Raw genomic sequence first — 17,372 nt, 5'->3', positions numbered from 1 at the left:
CTCGGCCTCCTGCCGCGGCAGGTAACTGAAGGCCGCCTCGGCAGCGGTGACAAGAGCGGCAATCAGGACAAAAACGATAGCCATCAGGGCCAGGAGTAACACGATCATGGTGACGACGGCTCCGATGCTGCGAGCGTGGTCACTGGGTGGTTTCCCGGGGGGCCGCGCCGCCCAGGAAATCGGCGAGCAACTGACGCTGGAGTCCGAACATCTCCTTCTCCTCTTCGGGCTCGGCGTGATCGAACCCGAGAAGGTGGAGCATCCCGTGGGTGGTGAGGAGCAGGAGTTCCTCGTTCATGCTGTGTCCGGCGGTACCCGCCTGCGAACGCGCCACTTCCGGGCACAGGACAACGTCGCCGAGGATACCCGACGCGGTGGGACGGGTTGCCGTGCCCGGCCGCAGCTCGTCCATGGGAAAGGAGAGGACGTCGGTCGGTCCCGGCTCGTCCATCCACTCGATGTGGAGCTTCTCCATTGCCTCGACGTCCACCAGGATGATCGACAGTTCCGACTCCGGGTGGACGTAGAGGCGCTCGAGCACGTGGCGGCCAAGGCGCACCAGGGCTTCGTCATCCACCTCGACGCCGGATTCGTTGTTTACCTCAATGCTCATGGCGACCCGCCTTCGCTGTGCCCCGCCGGCCGTTCATGGACACCCGCTGCGACTCATCCCAGGCACTGTAGGCAGAGACTATGTCCCCGACGAGGCGGTGGCGAACGACGTCGGTCGCATCCAGGATGGAGAACGCAACGTCATCAACGCCCTGCAGGATTTCGCTCACGACGCGCAGGCCGGAACTGGTCCCGCCGGGCAGGTCGACCTGGGTGACGTCACCGGTGACCACCATTCTGGAACCGAAGCCGAGCCTGGTGAGGAACATCTTCATCTGCTCCGGAGTGGTGTTCTGGGCCTCGTCGAGAATGATGAACGCATCATTGAGGGTGCGCCCCCGCATGTACGCGAGAGGCGCTACTTCGATGGTCCCGGCCGCCATCAGCCGTGGGATTGAATCGGGGTCCATCATGTCGTGCAAAGCGTCGTAGAGCGGCCGCAGGTAGGGATCGATCTTGTCGTTGAGGGTGCCCGGCAGGAACCCGAGTCGCTCCCCCGCCTCCACCGCCGGACGGGTAAGGATGATCCGGTTGACCTCCTTGTGCTGGAGCGCCTGCACCGCCTTTGCCATTGCCAGGTAGGTTTTGCCCGTACCGGCCGGACCGATGCCGAAGACGATGGTATGAGTGTCGATCGCCTCGACGTAGTTTTTCTGGTTCACGGTCTTCGGACGGATGGTCCTGCCCCGGGAGGAAAGAATGTTCATCGACAGCACGTCGGAGGGCTTCGCCGCGCCCTGCGTCTTCAGCATGAAAAGCAGCTGTTCGAGCACTTGTGCCGTAACCGGCGTCTGGCTGGCCGCAAGGCTGCGAATCTCGCCGATCAGGCGCTCGGTGCGACCGACGTCCGTGGGAGGGCCGGTGATGGAGAGTTCATTGCCGCGGACGTGAAGACTGACTCCGGGGAACGCGCCTTCGATCATCGCGAGGGCTTCATCGTTGGCACCCAGCGACTGCACCATCTGGTCCGCCGAATCGAATTGGACAACCCGGCTGTCCAGGCCCGCTGCCCCCATACCCACTGCAGAATCCGTCATAGTATCGGCCCGCGGGCCTTCCATCTCTCCTTGTGCCGCCGGAATCACCGGTGATGTGCGTGTCCGGGTCCGGAACGGGCCCTGCTACTAGCGTACCGCCGCGGGCCTGCCACCGCTCGCACCAGCCCCTCGCCGGAAGCGCCTCCGGAGCAAATATCTCAGGAACGCAACGGCCCGATATCGATCGCGTTTCAGTCAGGCGGCGATTCGGGAAAAGCACCCGGCAGAGGGTGTTTCCTGTGCCAAGCTGGATTGGGAGTGCGCGCAGCAGGATCCGTTGCTGCCGACATTAACCCACAAGCGGCGGCACCTGACCCGGTGAAGCCCATCAGAGCGAACCGGCAGGATGGAACGGGAGGAGCAGGAACAGGTGTCTCCCTTCCTTCTTCCCCGATGCAGGCCCGCAGCGCCGGCGAGGGCCGCTGTCTTCGTTGCGGTGGCTCTCGCGCTCCAGGCCTGCACTGTCCAGGCGCCGACCGGCCCTGACGCGGCGATCACCTCTGAAGCGGAAGTGCTGCTGGAATCCGCGGCGAGTATGCCCGAAGTTGCCCTGCGAAGCCCCGCTGCCGTGGACGCCGCTCCCCTTCTTCCCGTGTATTGGCTGGGCGACCGGAACGGGCTTCTGTACCGGGAATTCCTCCCCGCCGAGTCGACGGGGGATCCGGTTGCAGCCGCCGTCCAGGCAATGACCAGCGCCGAGCCGCTCGATCACGACTACTACAGCCCGTGGCAGCCCGCCTCGTCGGTCAACACCTCCATCTCACCGGACAACGTGATCACGGTAGATATCTCCTCGGATTCCTTCACCGCGGGAATCGATGCGGCCGCTGCCGGCCAGGCGATCCAGCAACTGGTGTACACAGCGACGGCCGCCGCAGCCAATTCGGGACTCGTCTCGGGCGGCAATCCGAGCAGTGTGCGTCTGCTGGTCGACGGCAAAGCCGGTTATACGGCGTTTGGACATATCGGCCTGGGAGCGGTGCTGCAGCGGGACGTAAGCGCAGTTGCGCCCGTCTGGATCATCAACCCGCAGGACGGATCGGTCCGCAGCGACCGCACGGTGATCATCCAGGGCAGCACGACGACGACCCACACCGGTCTTGAATGGCGCGTGCGGCGGGTGGACGGCGGCGGCGTGCCGGCGGAGGATGTGGTGGCGGGAACGGTCCCGGTGGAAGAGGGGACCGGCACGGTAGGGCTGTACGAGTTCAGCGTCGCGCTGGAACAGGGCACCTACCTCGTGGAGGTCTACGAGGGTTCAGAAACCGAGCCGGCGTCGGGGCCGGCAGAAAACGCAATCGCCGACGACAAGTTGATCAGCCTCAGCTGAGGCGCGGTTACCAGCGGCCCGAGAGCTGGTTCAGCACCGCGATCGCAGCAGGACCGGCTGTGGATGCACGGAGTACATTGCTTCCGAGCTGAACCGCAACAGCGCCCTGATTCACAAAGAGCTCGACTTCCTGCGGACTGATGCCGCCCTCTGGACCCACAATGACCGCTACAGTTGCAGCGCCCATCGCCGGCGTGCGCGCCCAGTATTGCGCAAGTGACAGCTCGGCGTCCTCATGCAGCAGGACCGGGCACTGCACTCCGGCCAGCCAGCGGGCAACTCCGCGCGAATCCAGGACGTCGAGGACCTCCGGTAGGCGGGTGCGCCGGCTCTGCTTGGAGGCAGCACGGACCAGGGATTCCCATTTCAGGCGCCCCTTGGCCGCCTTCTCGGCGCGCCACCGGACAATGCTGCGGTCCGCCTGCCACGGCAATACTGCATCGACGCCCAGTTCAGTGGCTGCCTCCACTGCCAGCTCCCCGCGGTCTCCCTTGGCAAGCGCCTGCACCAGAACAAGCCGTGTTTCAGGCGGCGGATCGAATGAAACCGCATCAACCCTTAGTACGACGGCGTCGGCCGCGGAATCAACTACGGTGCAGCTCAGACGGTGGCCGCTGCCGTCCACCACGTCGATCGACTCTCCAGTGGCGATGCGCTTCACTGTGGCGGCGTGATGGGCTTCCGCGCCCCGCAGCGTGAGGCTGGAGCCGGCAACGGCCCCCTGGACAGCGGCAGGATCCCCGAAGAAGGCCTGGTTGGTCACGGCTGCCGGTCAGAGGTTCCCGAGCCGCTCGCGCAGCCGCGCGAAGACACCCGACCCGCTGCTTGCCAGCTGGCCATCCGTGAACTGTTCGCCGCGCAGTTCAGCGAAGCGTCGGAGAAGCTCTTCCTGTGCGCCGTCGAGATTGCGCGGTGTCTCGACACTGAGGTGGACCAGGAGGTCCCCCCGCCCGTAACCACGCAGGTGTGTGACTCCGAGGCCCTTCAGGGTGATCACCTCACCGCCCTGCGTACCCGGCCGGATGGTGAGCTCCTGATCGCCGTCGAAGCTGCTCAGTGTCACCGTGGTACCGAGGGCGGCAGCCGTCATCGGGACGCTGAGCGTCGCGTGCAGATCATCTCCCTCCCGCAGGAAGGTCGGGTCGCTGTTGACCCGGATCTCCACGTACAGGTCGCCCTGCGGTCCGCCGGCCGTTCCCGCCTCGCCCTGACCGGAGAGCTGGATGCGCGTGCCTGTGGCCACCCCTGCAGGCACCTTGATGGTGAGGCTGCGGCGGGAACGGATACGGCCGTCACCGTTGCACTCATTGCAGGGATGCGGGATGACGGTGCCATACCCCTGGCAGGTACCGCAGGCCGCCGTCGTCATGACCTGGCCGAGGATGGAGCGGACGGCCCGCTGGACCTGACCGGATCCGCCGCAGATGTCGCAGGTCTTCGGCGAGGTTCCGGGTTGGGTGCAGGAACCGTCGCAGGTGGGGCAGACCGCTGCGGAGTCCACCTCGATCTTCTTGTTGGTACCGAAGACGGCGTCCTTCAGATCGATGCGGACAGCGATCAGCGCGTCCTGGCCACGCTGGGTCCGCGACGGCGGGCCGCTCGGCCCGCCTCCACCGAAGAACGTCTCGAAGATGTCGTGGAAGGCGAATCCGGAACCGGCATAGCCGCCGCCGAAGCCGTTGTCAGTACCGTTCTCATTTCCGGTGGTGTCATAGACACGCCGTTTCTGCGGGTCCGAAAGCACCTCGTAGGCGCGCGTGACCAGCTTGAACTCTTCCGCGGCGTCCGGCCCGGAATTCACATCCGGGTGGAACTTGCGGGCGAGCTTCCGGTACGCCTTCTTGATCTCTTCGCCGCTGGCATCGCGTGCAACACCAAGGACCTCGTAGTGATTACTCACTCCTGCACATCTCTTCCTGTAATTTCACCGCGTGAGCGGCTCTGGTTCATGGGCTCCGTCATCCGGTCATGATTCATCGAGGATGCGGGAAAGGTAACGGGCCACCGCTCTCACTGCGGCCATGGTTGTGGGGTAGTCCATTCTGGTAGGTCCGAGGATGCCGACCTTCGCCAGCGCGTCCGGTCCGTACCCGGTGGCAATCACGGAGGCTTCCGCGAGACCGCCGTATGGATTCTCACGACCGATCCGGACGGACACTCCAAGCGCATCCTGCTCCATTTCGGAGAGCAGGCGGAGCATCACGACCTGCTCTTCGAGCGCTTCAAGGACCGGGCCGATAGTGAGGGGGAAATCGAGCGTGGAGCGGGCGAGGTTGGCGGTGCCCGCCATGACGATGCGGTCCTCGCGGTTGGCCCCTGACAGCTGCTCGAGGCTGTGGGCGAGCGACTTGCCGAGAGCCTGCCGGGCGGGCGGAAGTTCTGCCGTGCACGCCGCAAGCTCCTGGGGCACTGACGGCAGACGCACGCCCGACACCTTCCCCAGGAAGCGATGGCGAAGGTCGGCGATCTCATCCTCCTGGGTCCCGGCAGGTACGGAAGCCACCCGCTGCTGTACTGCGCCATTCGTGGAGATCAGCACCACCAGGACACGGCCGGGTGCAAGCAGTACAAACTCGATATGCCGCACTGAGGCGGCACCAAGGTGGGGATACTGCACCACGGCCACCTGATTGGTCAGCTGGGCGAGGAGCCGGACGGTGCGGTCCAGAACGTCGTCAAGGTCATCGGCGCTTTCCAGCAGTGCGCGGATGGCGCGCTTCTCCGGGGCCGAGAGGGGCTTGACCTCGGCGATGCGGTCAACGAACAGCCGGTAACCCTTGTCGGTGGGAATGCGCCCGGAGCTGGTGTGCGGAGCCGTGATGAGGCCCTCTTCCTCAAGCAGCGCCATGTCATTGCGGATGGTCGCCGAGGACACACCGAGCCGGTGGCGTTCAACAAGGGCCTTTGAGCCGACCGGCTCGCGGGAATGCACGTAGTCCTCAACGATGGCTCGCAGCACCTCAAGCCGTCTGGGCTCGCTCATGGTTCACCTCCGATGTACTTCAACGCCGCTCTACGAGTTAGCACTCAACACGCCTAAGTGCCAAGTCTAATACGTTCGACCTGATTGTTAGCATTGGCTCTGCCTGTTCCGAAGGCAGGAATCTGCGGAAGCGAGCCAACTCACATGTCGTATCACCAGTGGGGCGCCCAGAACATCTCACAGCCCCGCCGCTCCGTCCTGGAGAAAATCGAGGCGCGCCCCGGCGTCGTGCTCGAGGATGTCCAGAGCGGATTTGTCGGTGAGATCCTCCGGACCGAGAAGTCCGGCGGGATGCACATCATGATCCTCGAGGACCGGCGGGGCAAACAACGGACCTTCCCGCTTGGATTCGGGTTCCACTTCGAGGGGTCTCCCGTGGAGATGGTGCCCGCGCTGGCGCAGCCGGCAGCCCCCGCGCGGACGGCGTCCGGTTCCGTTCGCGTTGAGGGGCACCGGGCTCGTGCGGCGCGTGCCAGCAGGATCTGGGTCGAGGGCCGCCATGACGCCGAACTGGTGGAGAAGGTGTGGGGAGACGACCTCCGGGTGGAGGGCATCGTCGTCGAGCCGCTGCATGGCGTTGACGACCTGGCCTCCGCTGTCAGGGACTTCGGGCCCTCCCCCGGGCGCCGTCTTGGCATCCTCGTGGACCATCTGCTGCCCGGCACCAAGGAAGCCCGGATCGCCGCCGAGGCCACGGCCGTTCCCGGTGCGGCAGGGAACGTGCTCATTGTCGGGCATCCCTACGTGGATGTGTGGCAGGCGGTGAAGCCGCGCGCCCTGGGTCTCCAGGAGTGGCCTGTTATCCCCCGCAGCGAGGACTGGAAAACCGGGATCCTCAGCCGGTTGGGCTGGCCGCACGGCAGCCAGGCGGATACCGCCAACGGCTGGAAGCGCATCCTCGGCGGGGTCAACAGCTACGCCGACCTTGAGCCGTCCCTGTTGGCGCGGGTGGAGGAAGTAATCGATTTCCTGACCGTTCAGGCATCCGAAGCGTAATCTGCGCGGCCCGACCGGCGGAATGCTACTCCGCACGGTCCGTCAACCAAGTACCCTTAGGAAGTAAACCCTGCGCAAAGCGCGGTGAAGTCCCACAGTCGACAGGAATGTTCGTTGTCTAACAGTGCAGACCGGAACGGTGATGCGAAGTCACGTCCGGCACCCCGGGAGGAAGTCCCTCTTCAGGGTGCCAGCTCCAGTGCTCCACCGCTGACGCCGTCCGAGGACCGCCAGTGGGCGACGCTCGCGCACTTTCTCGGAATCCTCGGGTTTGTGCCCTCGCTGGTCATCTTCCTGATCTTCCGTGACCGGGGCCCTTTCACCGAACAGGAAGCCAAGGAAGCATTCAACTTCACCTTCCCGCCGAGCCTCGCTGCGGGCGTGTGCCTGCTGCTGTCCCTGATACCCGGAATCGGCGGGATCTTCGCAGTGCTGAACGCGCTCATCTGGGTCACCCTGGCAGGCTTCGCCGTTGCGGCGGGAATCCAGGTCAACCGCGGCAGGCCGTACCGGTACCCGTACAACCTGCGGCTGTTCCACTAAACGGTCAATCAACCGGTCAATCCGGCAGCGTCAGTCCGGCAGCAGGCGGCGCACCACGGCGTCAGCCAACAGCCGTCCGCGGTTACTCAGGCGCACCACGCCGCGGAATGCTTCCCGGGGCTCGATCAGACCGTCGGCAATGAGCCCGGCCACGGCATTACGACCCGCCGGATTCAGGTCCGCCGTCGGATAGCCCTCCGCCAGCCGCGTGCGCAGGAGTACGTCCTCAACGTAGCGGGCGCCGTCATCCAGGGTCTCCCTTCCCGCAGCCGGAGACTCGCCGGCCTCAAGCCGCTGCGCATAGGCGGTGGGATGCTTGACGTTCCACCATCGCGTCCCGCCCAAATGGGAGTGCGCACCGGGGCCGGCCCCCCACCAGTCGTGACCCTTCCAGTACGCGAGGTTGTGGCGGCACCGGTCCTCATCGGTGCGCGCCCAGTTGCTCACCTCGTACCAGGACATGCCCGCGGCCTGCAGCGCGCATTCGGCGAGTTCATATTTGTCGGCGTGATCATCGTCGTCGACCGCAGGAACCTGGCCGCGCCGGATCCTGCGTGCCAGGGCCGTGCCCTCCTCGATAATGAGTGCATACGCGGACAGGTGATCGGGTTCCAGGCTGAGTGCCGCGTCGAGGGATGCGCTCCAGTCCTGAAGCTTTTCCCCCGGAGTTCCATAGATCAGGTCGAGGCTCACCTTGAGGCCTGCCTCCCGCGCCCATTGAACAGCCAACGGCACCCGCTCCGGGGAATGGGTCCGGTCGAGCACCGCCAGGACATGGGGCACCGCGGACTGCATGCCGAAGGACACCCTGGTGAAACCGGCCGCAGCCAGCTCCTCAAGCGAGGCCGGCGTCACCGAGTCGGGATTTGCTTCCGTAGTCACCTCGGCCCCGGGTCGCAGCCCCCAGAGGGTCCTCGCCGTCGTGAGGACACGGGCAAGGTCCCCCGAGGGCAGGAGGGTAGGCGTGCCCCCGCCGAAGAACACGGTGTCAAGGGGGCGGCCGGTCACACCGGACCGGTCCAGTGCGCCTGCCGCAAACTCCAGCTCACGCTGCACCGTGGGCGCGTAATTGGCCTGCGATGCTCCCCCGCCGAGCTCGGCCGCGGTATAGGTGTTGAAATCACAGTAGCCGCAGCGGACGGCGCAGAACGGTATGTGGACGTACAGTCCGAAGTCCCGGTTGCTGCTGCCCGCGGCAGCCGAAGAGGGCAGCACGCCGTCCGACGGCGCGGGGTCGCCGAGGGGAAGCGCGCTAGGCATACCTGCCCCCGGACTGGAGTACTTCCGTCACTTCCTGGCTTTGTCCTTGGACTCGTCCGACGACAGGGCGGCAATGAAGGCTTCCTGGGGAACTTCCACCCGCCCCACCATCTTCATGCGCTTCTTGCCCTCTTTCTGCTTTTCGAGCAGCTTGCGCTTACGGGTGATGTCACCGCCATAGCATTTGGCGAGCACGTCCTTGCGGATCGCCCGGATGTTCTCCCTCGCGATGATGCGGGCGCCGATGGCTGCCTGGATGGGCACCTCGAACTGCTGCCGTGGGATCAGTTCGCGCAGCTTCCCGGTCATCATCACACCGTAGGCGTAGGCCTTGTCGCGGTGCGTGATGGCGGAGAAGGCGTCCACCTGCTCTCCCTGGAGCATGATGTCCACCTTCACCAGATCGGCAACCTGGTCCCCGTCGGCTTTCCAGTCGAGTGAGGCGTACCCGCGTGTCCTGGATTTGAGCATGTCGAAGAAGTCGAAGACAATCTCGGCGAGCGGCAGCCGGTACCGGATTTCCACCCGGTCTTCGGAGAGGTAGTCCATGCCGCCCATGACGCCGCGCCGGCCCTGGCACAGCTCCATGATGGTGCCGACAAATTCGTTGGGAGCAAGAATGGTGGCGGAAACCATGGGTTCGCGAACCTCGGCGATCTTGCCGGCCGGGTACTCGCTGGGATTGGTGACATGAACCACGCTCTTGTCCTCAAGCGTCACCTCGTACTCGACGTTGGGGGCGGTGGAGATGAGGCTCAGGTTGTATTCACGTTCGAGACGCTCGCGGGTGATCTCCAGGTGGAGCAGGCCGAGGAAGCCCACACGGAAACCGAATCCCAGTGCTGCGGAGGTCTCCGGCTCATACACGAGTGCGGCGTCGTTCAGCATGAGCTTTTCCAGCGCATCCCGCAGCACCGGGTAGTCCGCTCCGTCAAGCGGGTACAACCCGGAAAACACCATCGGCTTGGGATCCGCGTAACCGCTCAGCGAGGACGACGCCGGCTTTGCCAGGTTGGTGACTGTGTCTCCTACCTTGGACTGGCGCACGTCCTTCACTCCGGTGATGAGGTAGCCGACCTCCCCCACACCGAGGCCCTTGGAAGGAGTGGGCTCCGGGGAGCTGACGCCGATCTCAAGCAGTTCGTGGCTTGCCCTTGTGGACATCATCTGGATGCGTTCACGCGGGCTCAGATGCCCGTCCACGACGCGGACATAGGTGACAACACCGCGGTAGGTGTCATACACGGAGTCGAAGATCATGGCCCGGGCGGGCGCGCTCGCGTCTCCGACCGGCGCGGGGAGGTCGCTCACGATCTTGTCCAGCAGCGCCTCCACGCCGACGCCGGTTTTGCCGGAAACCAGCAGCACGTCCTCCGGCTTGCCGCCGATGAGGTTTGCGAGCTCCGCGGCGTATTTTTCCGGCTGCGCTGCCGGCAGGTCGATCTTGTTGAGCACCGGGATGATCGTGAGATCGTTTTCCATCGCGAGGTACAGGTTGGCGAGTGTCTGCGCCTCGATGCCCTGCGCCGCGTCCACCAGGAGGATTGCTCCCTCGCAGGCGGCAAGGGACCGCGAAACCTCGTAGGTGAAGTCGACGTGGCCGGGAGTATCGATCATGTTCAGGGCGTAGCTGACGCCGTCGAGTTCCCACGGCAGCCGGACCGCCTGGGACTTGATGGTGATGCCGCGCTCGCGCTCGATATCCATGCGGTCCAGGTACTGTGCTTTCATATCCCGCTGCTCCACCACTCCGGTGAGCTGGAGCATCCGGTCGGCCAGCGTGGATTTGCCGTGGTCGATGTGGGCGATAATGCAGAAGTTCCTGATAATCGCCGGATCCGTGGCAGCGGGCACCGGAGCGGTGCGGGCCATGGGTGACACTGACGTACCTCTTACTTTGTGGGACGGTTTGGGTTATCCACGGAGGGATCGACGACGCCGGGGCCGCGGACCGCGCGGAAGTGCAGGCTCCATTGTCCCATGGGGACGTGTCGAGCCCGCAATCTGGCGGGTACGCTGGCCGCATGGCATCTTTGGGACAGTCGCTGCTTCGCCTGGCCGGGGCTGCATTGAAGTCCGTTGCGTCGCGTCAGGCTCGCTCCCGCATCGATACCCCCGACGGCGGACGCACCGCGGGGCGGACGCCGACCCGGAAGCGGACACTGCGCCGTCGCGCCGCAGAGCCCGCGCCGCGACGCCCATCCGCAGTCAGTTACGATCCCCGGCCCGGAGACACCGCCGACCCGGGCGAGATCGTCTGGACCTGGGTCCCCTACGAGGACGACCCGCGCCAGGGGAAGGACCGTCCGGTACTGGTCATCGGCAGGGACGGAGCGGAACTGCTTGGCCTGATGCTCACGTCACGGGACCGGAACAACGGCCGCAACCGCCATGAAGGCTACGTGGATATCGGCAGCGGACCGTGGGACAGCCGCGGCAGGCCGAGTGAGGTGTACCTGGAGCGGGTGCTTCGGATCGATGAGCAGGATGTGCGGCGCATCGGGGCCACCCTGGAACGGCCGCTTTTCGACCGGGTCCTGTCCCGCCTGGATCGGTCCCCCGGGCGGTGACCGGCAGCCGCACAGACACGCCCGATCGTCCGGAGGCGCCGTGCGCGCGGACGGTCCGTGAGTTCTGGTAACCTGTATAGCTGTGTGTCCGCGCAGGTCGACGGGCACTTCGGCTCGGTCGCCACGGTATCCCCACGCCGCTCAGTCACTGGCCGCACCGAAATCCCTCACGACCAGTCCGCAATACAAAGAGAGTCTTATACGTGGCAAATATCAAGTCCCAGAAAAAGCGCATTCTCACCAATGAGAAGGCACGTCAGCGCAACAACTCGATCAAGTCCGAGTTGAAGACCGCTATCCGTGCGGTAACCAACGCGGTGGAGTCCACCGACAAGGCCGCTGCTGAGGCTGCGCTTTCCGTCGCCAGCCGCAAGCTGGACAAGGCAGTCAGCAAGGGTGTGCTGCACAAGAACAACGCAGCGAACCGCAAGTCGGGAATCGCACGGCGGGTCAACAACCTCGCCTGATCGCTTTACTTTCGCGGCGTGCAGCTGCGTGGCCGGCCCCCGGGCCGGCCACTGCTGTTTAAGGGAGATCGTTTAAGGGCGTGATCGTTTAGGGGTGGTGCTGTCAGGCGCCGGGGGGGGACCTGCAGAAGTGGGCGTACCGCCCTGTCAGTGCGCGGCAGTTGGTAGCCCTCAAAGGGTCAGCGTGAGCCGGCTGTTCCGGATCCGCCCAGGGCAATGGCAGTGACCGCCCGTTCCACGGCATAGACGGGATCCCGCGATTCACCCTTGACCTGTGCATCGGCTTCCGCCAGAACCTGAATGCAGTGGTTGAGCCCCTCCGGCGACCATCGCCCGGCCTCACGGCGCGCCTGGTCCACCTGCCAGGGCGCCATCCCCAGATCCCGGGCAAGCTGGGCCGAACTGCCCCTGAGGCCATATACCTTGGCTACCGCGCGCAGCTTCATTGCCAGCGCAGCGATCAGCGGTACCGGATCAGCTCCCGTGGACAGCGCGTGGCGAAGCATTGCCAGTGCCTGTCCGCCCCGGCCGGCCAGTGCCGCGTCGGCCACCTTGAAGCCTGTGACTTCAATCCTGCCGCCGTAGTACTTCTCCACCAGCTCGGCGGAGATTACGCCGTCGGCATCGGATCGAAGCTGGTGGCAGGCAGCCGCAAGTTCCGACAGATTTGAGCCCACCGCGGCCACCAGTGAGCGCACAGCATCAGGTTCGATTCGCCGTCGGGCAGTGCGGAACTCCGCTGTCACAAAATCGACCTTCTCAGAGTCCTTCTTCAGCGGTTGACACTCAACAAGCACGGCCCTGCCGGACTTGAGGGCATCGAGCAGCTTCTTGCCCCGGCTACCGCCGGCATGGTGCATGACCAGCACCACGTCGGGAGCGGGATCGGCGATATACCGCAGCGCGTCCTGCAGGAAGGCGTCATTCATCTGCGAGAGTCCGCGGACTTCGATGATCTGCGTACCGCCGAACAGCGATGGGCTGCCCATCATGATCAGTGAGCCGGCCTCATACTGGGCGGCATCCAGCCGGACGGTCTCGGCGTCAGGCTCCGCCTCCCGCATGCGCCGGCGGACAGATTCGAAGCCCTGCGCAGCGAGGTACTCCTCGGGACCCGAGAGCAGGATGACCGGTGCCGGGGCAACCTCCCGCCAGCTAGCAGTAACCGCAGCTGCAGGGGTTGGGGACACGGGCGTCGCTCCTGAATCGAAAAGGGATTGGCTGGATCAACTTTGCCACGGGTGCCGGACGCATCCAAGCTCACCGGAAGGACCTGATGTGCAGCGCATCCGCTTCAGCGGTAAGCAGCACTGTGCCGCGCAGGTCCGTCCGCGCCACATGCACGCCGGCCGTATCCAGCGCGGCGAGCGTCTCTGCATGCGGGTGTCCATAATCATTCCCGCCACCGGCGGAGATGACTGCCACCCGCGGGGTCAATGCCTCGATCATGCCGGACCCTCCATTGCGCGCGCCATGATGTGCAACCTTGAGAATATCCACGCCCGCCGCGGCGAGCTGCGCGTTGTCCGCGAGGAAACGGTCAACGGCGTCTTCCTCGAGGTCACCGGTCAGGAGGATCTCGACGCCGGGGGTGCCGTCCGGCCCAGCTGCGCTCACGAGAAGGACCGCGGAGGCGTTGTTTTCCGAGTTCGCCACCGCTCCGGCCCGGGGCCAGAGCACGGACCAGTCCGCGGTGCCGGCCCTCCCCGCGACGCCGGCGCTCACCAGCTCGCCCGCTATGCCGGCTGCTGCCGCCGCCACCGTCACGGTCCGGGGCAGTGATTCCCCGGCGGTGGAGTAGAGCAGGCGGTGAACCGAGCGACCCTCAAAGACCCCCGAAACCCCGCCATAGTGGTCCTCGTGCAGGTGCGTGAGGACGAGCACATCCACCGTGTCCACACCCAACCGGTCAAGGCACCTGTCCATCAACGCCGGATCAGGACCCGCATCAAACACCATGGCGCTGCGCGGTCCGGTCCTGACGGCCAACCCGTCGCCCTGGCCCACGTCGCAGGCGGCTACCGTCCACCGCTCTCCGCCGTTCCCGCGGATCCCGTTTCCCGCCCAGAGCGCGGCGGTGCCGATGATGCAGCCGACCGCCAGCCACGGCACGCTCCGCATCAGGAAACGCGCCCGCCGGTTTCCATCCGCCCTGCCCCTGCTGCCGTCCCCGGTGAGGGCACGCACTACATCTGGAACACGAAGCATCCGGCCCATGAGCTGAGGCCCCCACATCACAGCGGCGAGTACAACTGCACTGCCGGACGCGCTCAGGAGCATCCCCCGGGTACCTGACGGCCAGGGAATTGCTGCAAGCGGCGCCGAGGCGAAGAACCGCGCGATCTGGGCCACGCCGGCCGCAGCCCATCCGGCGCCGGCAGCGAACGGTGCAGCACCCCACGGAACCACGGCAGACAACACAACCGACACCATCCCCACAATGGTGATGAACGGGACCAATGGGGACGCCGCGATGTTGGCCGCCAGGGAGTAGGTCGGCAGGCTTGGCTGCAGCAGTGCCAGAACGGGCGAACAGAACAACTGGGCGGCCAGGGGAACTGCGATCAGCTGTGCAGCCCACACCGGCATAACCGCGCCCAACCGCGCAGCGATGAGCGGTCCGGCCAGCACCAGACCGCTGGTGGCTGCGACGGAGAGAATGAACGCATAGTCGCCGCTGAGCCACGGGTCGGCCGCGAGTAGGACAGCGATGGACAGAAACAGGAGGGTCATGGACAGCCGGCCACGGCCGGTCAGGACCGCGAGCACGCCGATGGCGCCCATGACCGCGGCCCTCAGGACGCTCGGTTCCGGCCGGACGAGCAGAACAAATCCGGCCAGCGCAGCGACCCCAGCAGCACCGGCGGCCCACCGCGGCAGCCTGCAGCCGCGGCAAAGCAGGAACACGAAGGCGAGCACGTAACTGCAGTTCGCCCCGGACACCGCCGTCAGGTGGGTAAGCCCGGTTGCCTTCATCGTGTCGGCAAGGTCCTGGCTCACCGATGACCTCGCGCCGATGACCATTCCGGGCATCAAACCGTCATCGGGGGCGCCGCTGGCAGCCGACAGTTCCAGAAAGCGCAGCCGCAGCCGGTCCACCGGTGAATCGCGTGCGGAGGCCCCGGCAAGCGGCACCGGCTCGGTCGTCGCGATGAGCAGCGCCGCTGCGCGGGACCCGGGATCGGTCGCCCGCGGCCGCGCCGCCGCGCGCACCACGTCTCCATGGACAACGGAACTCCATTCCGGGCCTCCGAGGACCACTACCGGCGTGCGTGCACTGAATCTCGATCCGTTGAAAGTGCCATCAAGGAGTTCGGCTTCAAGAAGCCACCGAGGGGAGCCGTCCGGACCGCCTGTCCGCGCCTGGCGCGGCTCGCCCGTAATGCGGAGTTGGGCGGTGATGTGTGCGTGGCCGGCGACGGCGGAGGATAGCGGGGCCGACGCCCGCTGTTCGATGTGCGCGGCAGCGGACAGGGCCACCATGGCTGAGACCCCGAGCGTCAGGAGCAGGACCCGCAACACCGGAGGGCTTTTCGGTCTCCGCACCGCAACCGCGATGCAACCGAGGGTACATACTCCCAGCAGCGTTGCGGCCAACAGCGCACCGCCAGCCCCCAGCCGGATCATCAGCGCGGCCGCCACCCAGGCAGCCGCTGCCCCGGGAAGCAGGCGCAGATCCCGCGCCGGGCTCTGCCGCGCTTCCGCGGAGCCGGCCCTCCGCGGATGTGCGCGCTCCCGACGCCGGGCAGAAGCTGGCTGCGGCGTCTTTGAACCTGTGGCGGATACCCCGGTCACGGGCGCCCGCGCGGCAGACCGCACGAAAGGCTCCCACGCGGCGCGCGCCATTCAGACCGTCACCAGCGGCAGCAGGGCTTCGAGCATGGCCGGTCCGATTCCGGGTACGGCGTCAAGATCCTCGGGACGGGTGAAGCTCCCATGCTCTGTCCGCCATTGCACGATCCGCTCTGCCAGCACTGGACCCACCCTCGGCAGCACCTCGAGGTCCGCTGCGCCCGCCGTGTTGATGTTGACGGGCGCAGCGGTCTGCCCGGCCGCAGCGGCAGCCCCGGCATCTGGCGGCGGCAGCGGTTCCCCGATGCGGGGAACCAGAATCTGCTGGCCATCCAGGACTGCGGCGGCGAGGTTCACGGCGGACAGATCCGCCTCAGGCAGGGCACCCCCGGCCCTTTCCAGTACCTCGAACACCCGTGACCCGGCTGCCGCCTCGACCACGCCGGGCGCCTGCACCGCACCGGCCACATGAACGACGACGGTGCCTGCGCCTGACGCTGGAGTCCCCTCTCCTGCCCCGCCGCCCGCCTCGCCTTTCCCGGCCGGCTCTCCATTCCCCGGCGGCGATGAACGTTCCGCCGCGGGGCCGGCGCCGGGTGCAGGCTGGGATGACGGCCGCGCGTCGGCGTTGATCGGGACCACTTCCGCCGGACTCCTGTCTGTCCCGGCAAACTGCCAGCCGCCGACCGCAAGGGCGCATCCTGCCGCCATCAGCGCAGCCCGCCTGGTTGCCGCCCAGCGCCGCGGCGGCTGAGCCCGTGCAACTGCCCCCGCGACGCCTGCAGGACCGGCTTCGGCTGAGGCGAATTCCGGCCCCGGGTCCATGGAATGCCCTCTTCCCCGGTCCGGCTCGGCACGGCTCAGCTGTAGGGCGCGATCCAACCGGTCCGGGGCGGAAGTGCGCTCCTGGGTTGCCCAGCGGTGCCTTGCCATGCCGACCAGCGTAGGGACCCCGGCCTGCTTCGCCGACGGCACGAGGGACTATGTGGGCAAACCGCAGGGAGCCGGCTGAATGTGGAGCGGAGGATCAGCCGTGGTCCGGGCTGAGTGGATCCGAGAGAGCGACGGCGAGCACGCCCAGCCCGGTGTGGGCGGCGAGGACGGCCGGCATCCGGGTCAGCAGCGCCTCGGCGCCTGCAGGTACCCTGGACGCCGCCGCTTCGGCCTCTGCCCTGTTACCGAAGTAGTGGAACGCCGCGATACTGCCTGCGGCACGCTGCCGGAGGTCATCGCGGACCAGTTCCTCGAGGCGCTGCCGGGCCCGTGCAGCGCTGCGCACCTTCTCCAGGGGCTCGATCGCCCCGTCCCGGACAGTCAGGAGCGGTTTCACCGCGAGCAGGGTCCCGAAGAAGCCTGCAGCTGCCCCGATCCGCCCTCCCCTGCGAAGCTGCTCAAGGCTGGGTACGTAGAAGAAGATCCGGGTCCCTGCGCAGTACGCAGCCGCCCGTAAGGCTGCCTCGGAAGCGGTTGCCCCGTCCCGGAGGGCAAGGGCTACGGCTGCCACCGCGCATCCCTGCGCCATTCCGACGGTTCCACTGTCGACCACGTGGACGGGCACGGATACGGTGCGCGCCGCCCAGCGGGCCGCCTCGACGGTGCCGGAGAGCTTGCCCGAGAGGTGGATCGACACGATCTCCTGCGCCCCCTCACGCTCGAGCCGCCGGTACACGTTCTGGAACTGGCCCGGAGAGGGGCGGGATGTCCGCACTTCCGAACCCTCGACCAGCGCCACGGACAGGGGTTCCAGCAGGTTGTCGGCTCCTTCGCCGTAATGGCGGCCGC

16 protein-coding genes are annotated in these 17,372 nt (G+C 66.5%); 5 read left to right on the top strand and 11 right to left on the bottom strand.

All coding sequences use genetic code 11. The features are described 5' to 3' along the window. Positions 1–139: 139 nt before the first annotated feature. Positions 140–613 (bottom strand): rRNA maturation RNase YbeY, encoded by a 474-nt coding sequence (gene ybeY, locus X803_RS0103380; protein ID WP_026544031.1) that lies wholly within the window; start codon positions 611–613, stop codon positions 140–142. Next, on the bottom strand, positions 603–1,649 hold the full coding sequence (locus X803_RS0103375; protein WP_035777786.1) for a PhoH family protein: 1,047 nt from the start codon (positions 1,647–1,649) through the stop codon (positions 603–605). Before X803_RS0103375 ends, ybeY begins: the two co-directional genes overlap by 11 nt. 370 nt (positions 1,650–2,019) lie before the next feature. On the opposite strand from X803_RS0103375, the gene X803_RS17525 reads away from it, so the two are divergent. Next, the gene (locus X803_RS17525; RefSeq protein ID WP_162149184.1) at positions 2,020–2,979 is read left to right on the top strand and encodes a GerMN domain-containing protein; all 960 of its coding nucleotides are present in this window, start codon (positions 2,020–2,022) and stop codon (positions 2,977–2,979) included. A 7-nt stretch (positions 2,980–2,986) separates the two neighbouring features. Here the strand turns inward: X803_RS17525 and X803_RS0103365 are convergent, their stop codons facing one another. From X803_RS0103365 to hrcA, 3 genes are all read right to left on the bottom strand, one after another. Next, entirely contained in the window at positions 2,987–3,742 is a 756-nt protein-coding gene (locus X803_RS0103365) for a 16S rRNA (uracil(1498)-N(3))-methyltransferase (RefSeq protein WP_026544029.1), read from the bottom strand. A gap of 9 nt (positions 3,743–3,751) precedes the next feature. Continuing rightward, on the bottom strand, positions 3,752–4,879 hold the full coding sequence (dnaJ, locus tag X803_RS0103360) for a molecular chaperone DnaJ (protein WP_026544028.1): 1,128 nt from the start codon (positions 4,877–4,879) through the stop codon (positions 3,752–3,754). Positions 4,880–4,945: 66 nt separating this feature from the next. After that, the gene (hrcA, locus tag X803_RS0103355) at positions 4,946–5,962 is read right to left on the bottom strand and encodes a heat-inducible transcriptional repressor HrcA (protein WP_026544027.1); all 1,017 of its coding nucleotides are present in this window, start codon (positions 5,960–5,962) and stop codon (positions 4,946–4,948) included. Positions 5,963–6,106: 144 nt separating this feature from the next. Here hrcA and X803_RS0103350 point away from each other — a divergent pair, with 144 nt between their 5' ends. Then, positions 6,107–6,958: a DUF3097 family protein gene (locus X803_RS0103350; protein WP_026544026.1), complete on the top strand. Its 852-nt coding sequence runs from the start codon at positions 6,107–6,109 to the stop codon at positions 6,956–6,958. Between the two features lie 114 nt (positions 6,959–7,072). Beyond that, the gene (locus tag X803_RS0103345; RefSeq protein ID WP_026544025.1) at positions 7,073–7,501 is read left to right on the top strand and encodes a DUF4870 domain-containing protein; all 429 of its coding nucleotides are present in this window, start codon (positions 7,073–7,075) and stop codon (positions 7,499–7,501) included. Between the two features lie 30 nt (positions 7,502–7,531). On the opposite strand, the gene hemW is transcribed toward X803_RS0103345, so the two are convergent. Continuing rightward, entirely contained in the window at positions 7,532–8,761 is a 1,230-nt protein-coding gene (gene hemW / locus X803_RS0103340; RefSeq protein WP_026544024.1) for a radical SAM family heme chaperone HemW, read from the bottom strand. 27 nt (positions 8,762–8,788) lie between these two features. Continuing rightward, positions 8,789–10,642: a translation elongation factor 4 gene (gene lepA / locus X803_RS0103335; protein ID WP_026544023.1), complete on the bottom strand. Its 1,854-nt coding sequence runs from the start codon at positions 10,640–10,642 to the stop codon at positions 8,789–8,791. A gap of 143 nt (positions 10,643–10,785) precedes the next feature. On the opposite strand from lepA, the gene X803_RS0103330 reads away from it, so the two are divergent. Both X803_RS0103330 and rpsT read left to right on the top strand, forming a co-directional pair. Next, entirely contained in the window at positions 10,786–11,331 is a 546-nt protein-coding gene (locus X803_RS0103330; protein WP_084033333.1) for a type II toxin-antitoxin system PemK/MazF family toxin, read from the top strand. 203 nt (positions 11,332–11,534) lie between these two features. Then, entirely contained in the window at positions 11,535–11,798 is a 264-nt protein-coding gene (gene rpsT, locus X803_RS0103325) for a 30S ribosomal protein S20 (protein ID WP_026544021.1), read from the top strand. Positions 11,799–11,977: 179 nt separating this feature from the next. Here rpsT and holA read toward each other — a convergent pair whose 3' ends face one another. The 4 genes from holA to X803_RS17520 form a co-directional block, all read right to left on the bottom strand. Beyond that, the gene (gene holA / locus X803_RS0103320) at positions 11,978–12,988 is read right to left on the bottom strand and encodes a DNA polymerase III subunit delta (RefSeq protein WP_026544020.1); all 1,011 of its coding nucleotides are present in this window, start codon (positions 12,986–12,988) and stop codon (positions 11,978–11,980) included. A 70-nt stretch (positions 12,989–13,058) separates the two neighbouring features. Next, positions 13,059–15,593: a ComEC/Rec2 family competence protein gene (locus X803_RS0103315; RefSeq protein ID WP_162149183.1), complete on the bottom strand. Its 2,535-nt coding sequence runs from the start codon at positions 15,591–15,593 to the stop codon at positions 13,059–13,061. 51 nt (positions 15,594–15,644) lie between these two features. Next, positions 15,645–16,415, bottom strand: a complete 771-nt coding sequence (locus X803_RS0103310) for a ComEA family DNA-binding protein (RefSeq protein WP_026544018.1) — start codon at positions 16,413–16,415, stop codon at positions 15,645–15,647. A gap of 202 nt (positions 16,416–16,617) precedes the next feature. Next, positions 16,618–17,372 (bottom strand): DegV family protein (locus X803_RS17520; RefSeq protein ID WP_051470408.1); only part of this gene is annotated, 755 nt, incomplete at its 5' end.

This window comes from Arthrobacter sp. 35/47 (assembly GCF_000520475.1).
GTDB lineage: Bacteria > Actinomycetota > Actinomycetes > Actinomycetales > Micrococcaceae > Arthrobacter_D > Arthrobacter_D subterraneus.
Note: the sequence above shows the minus strand (reverse complement) of the source record. Positions and strands in the feature narration are given on the sequence as shown.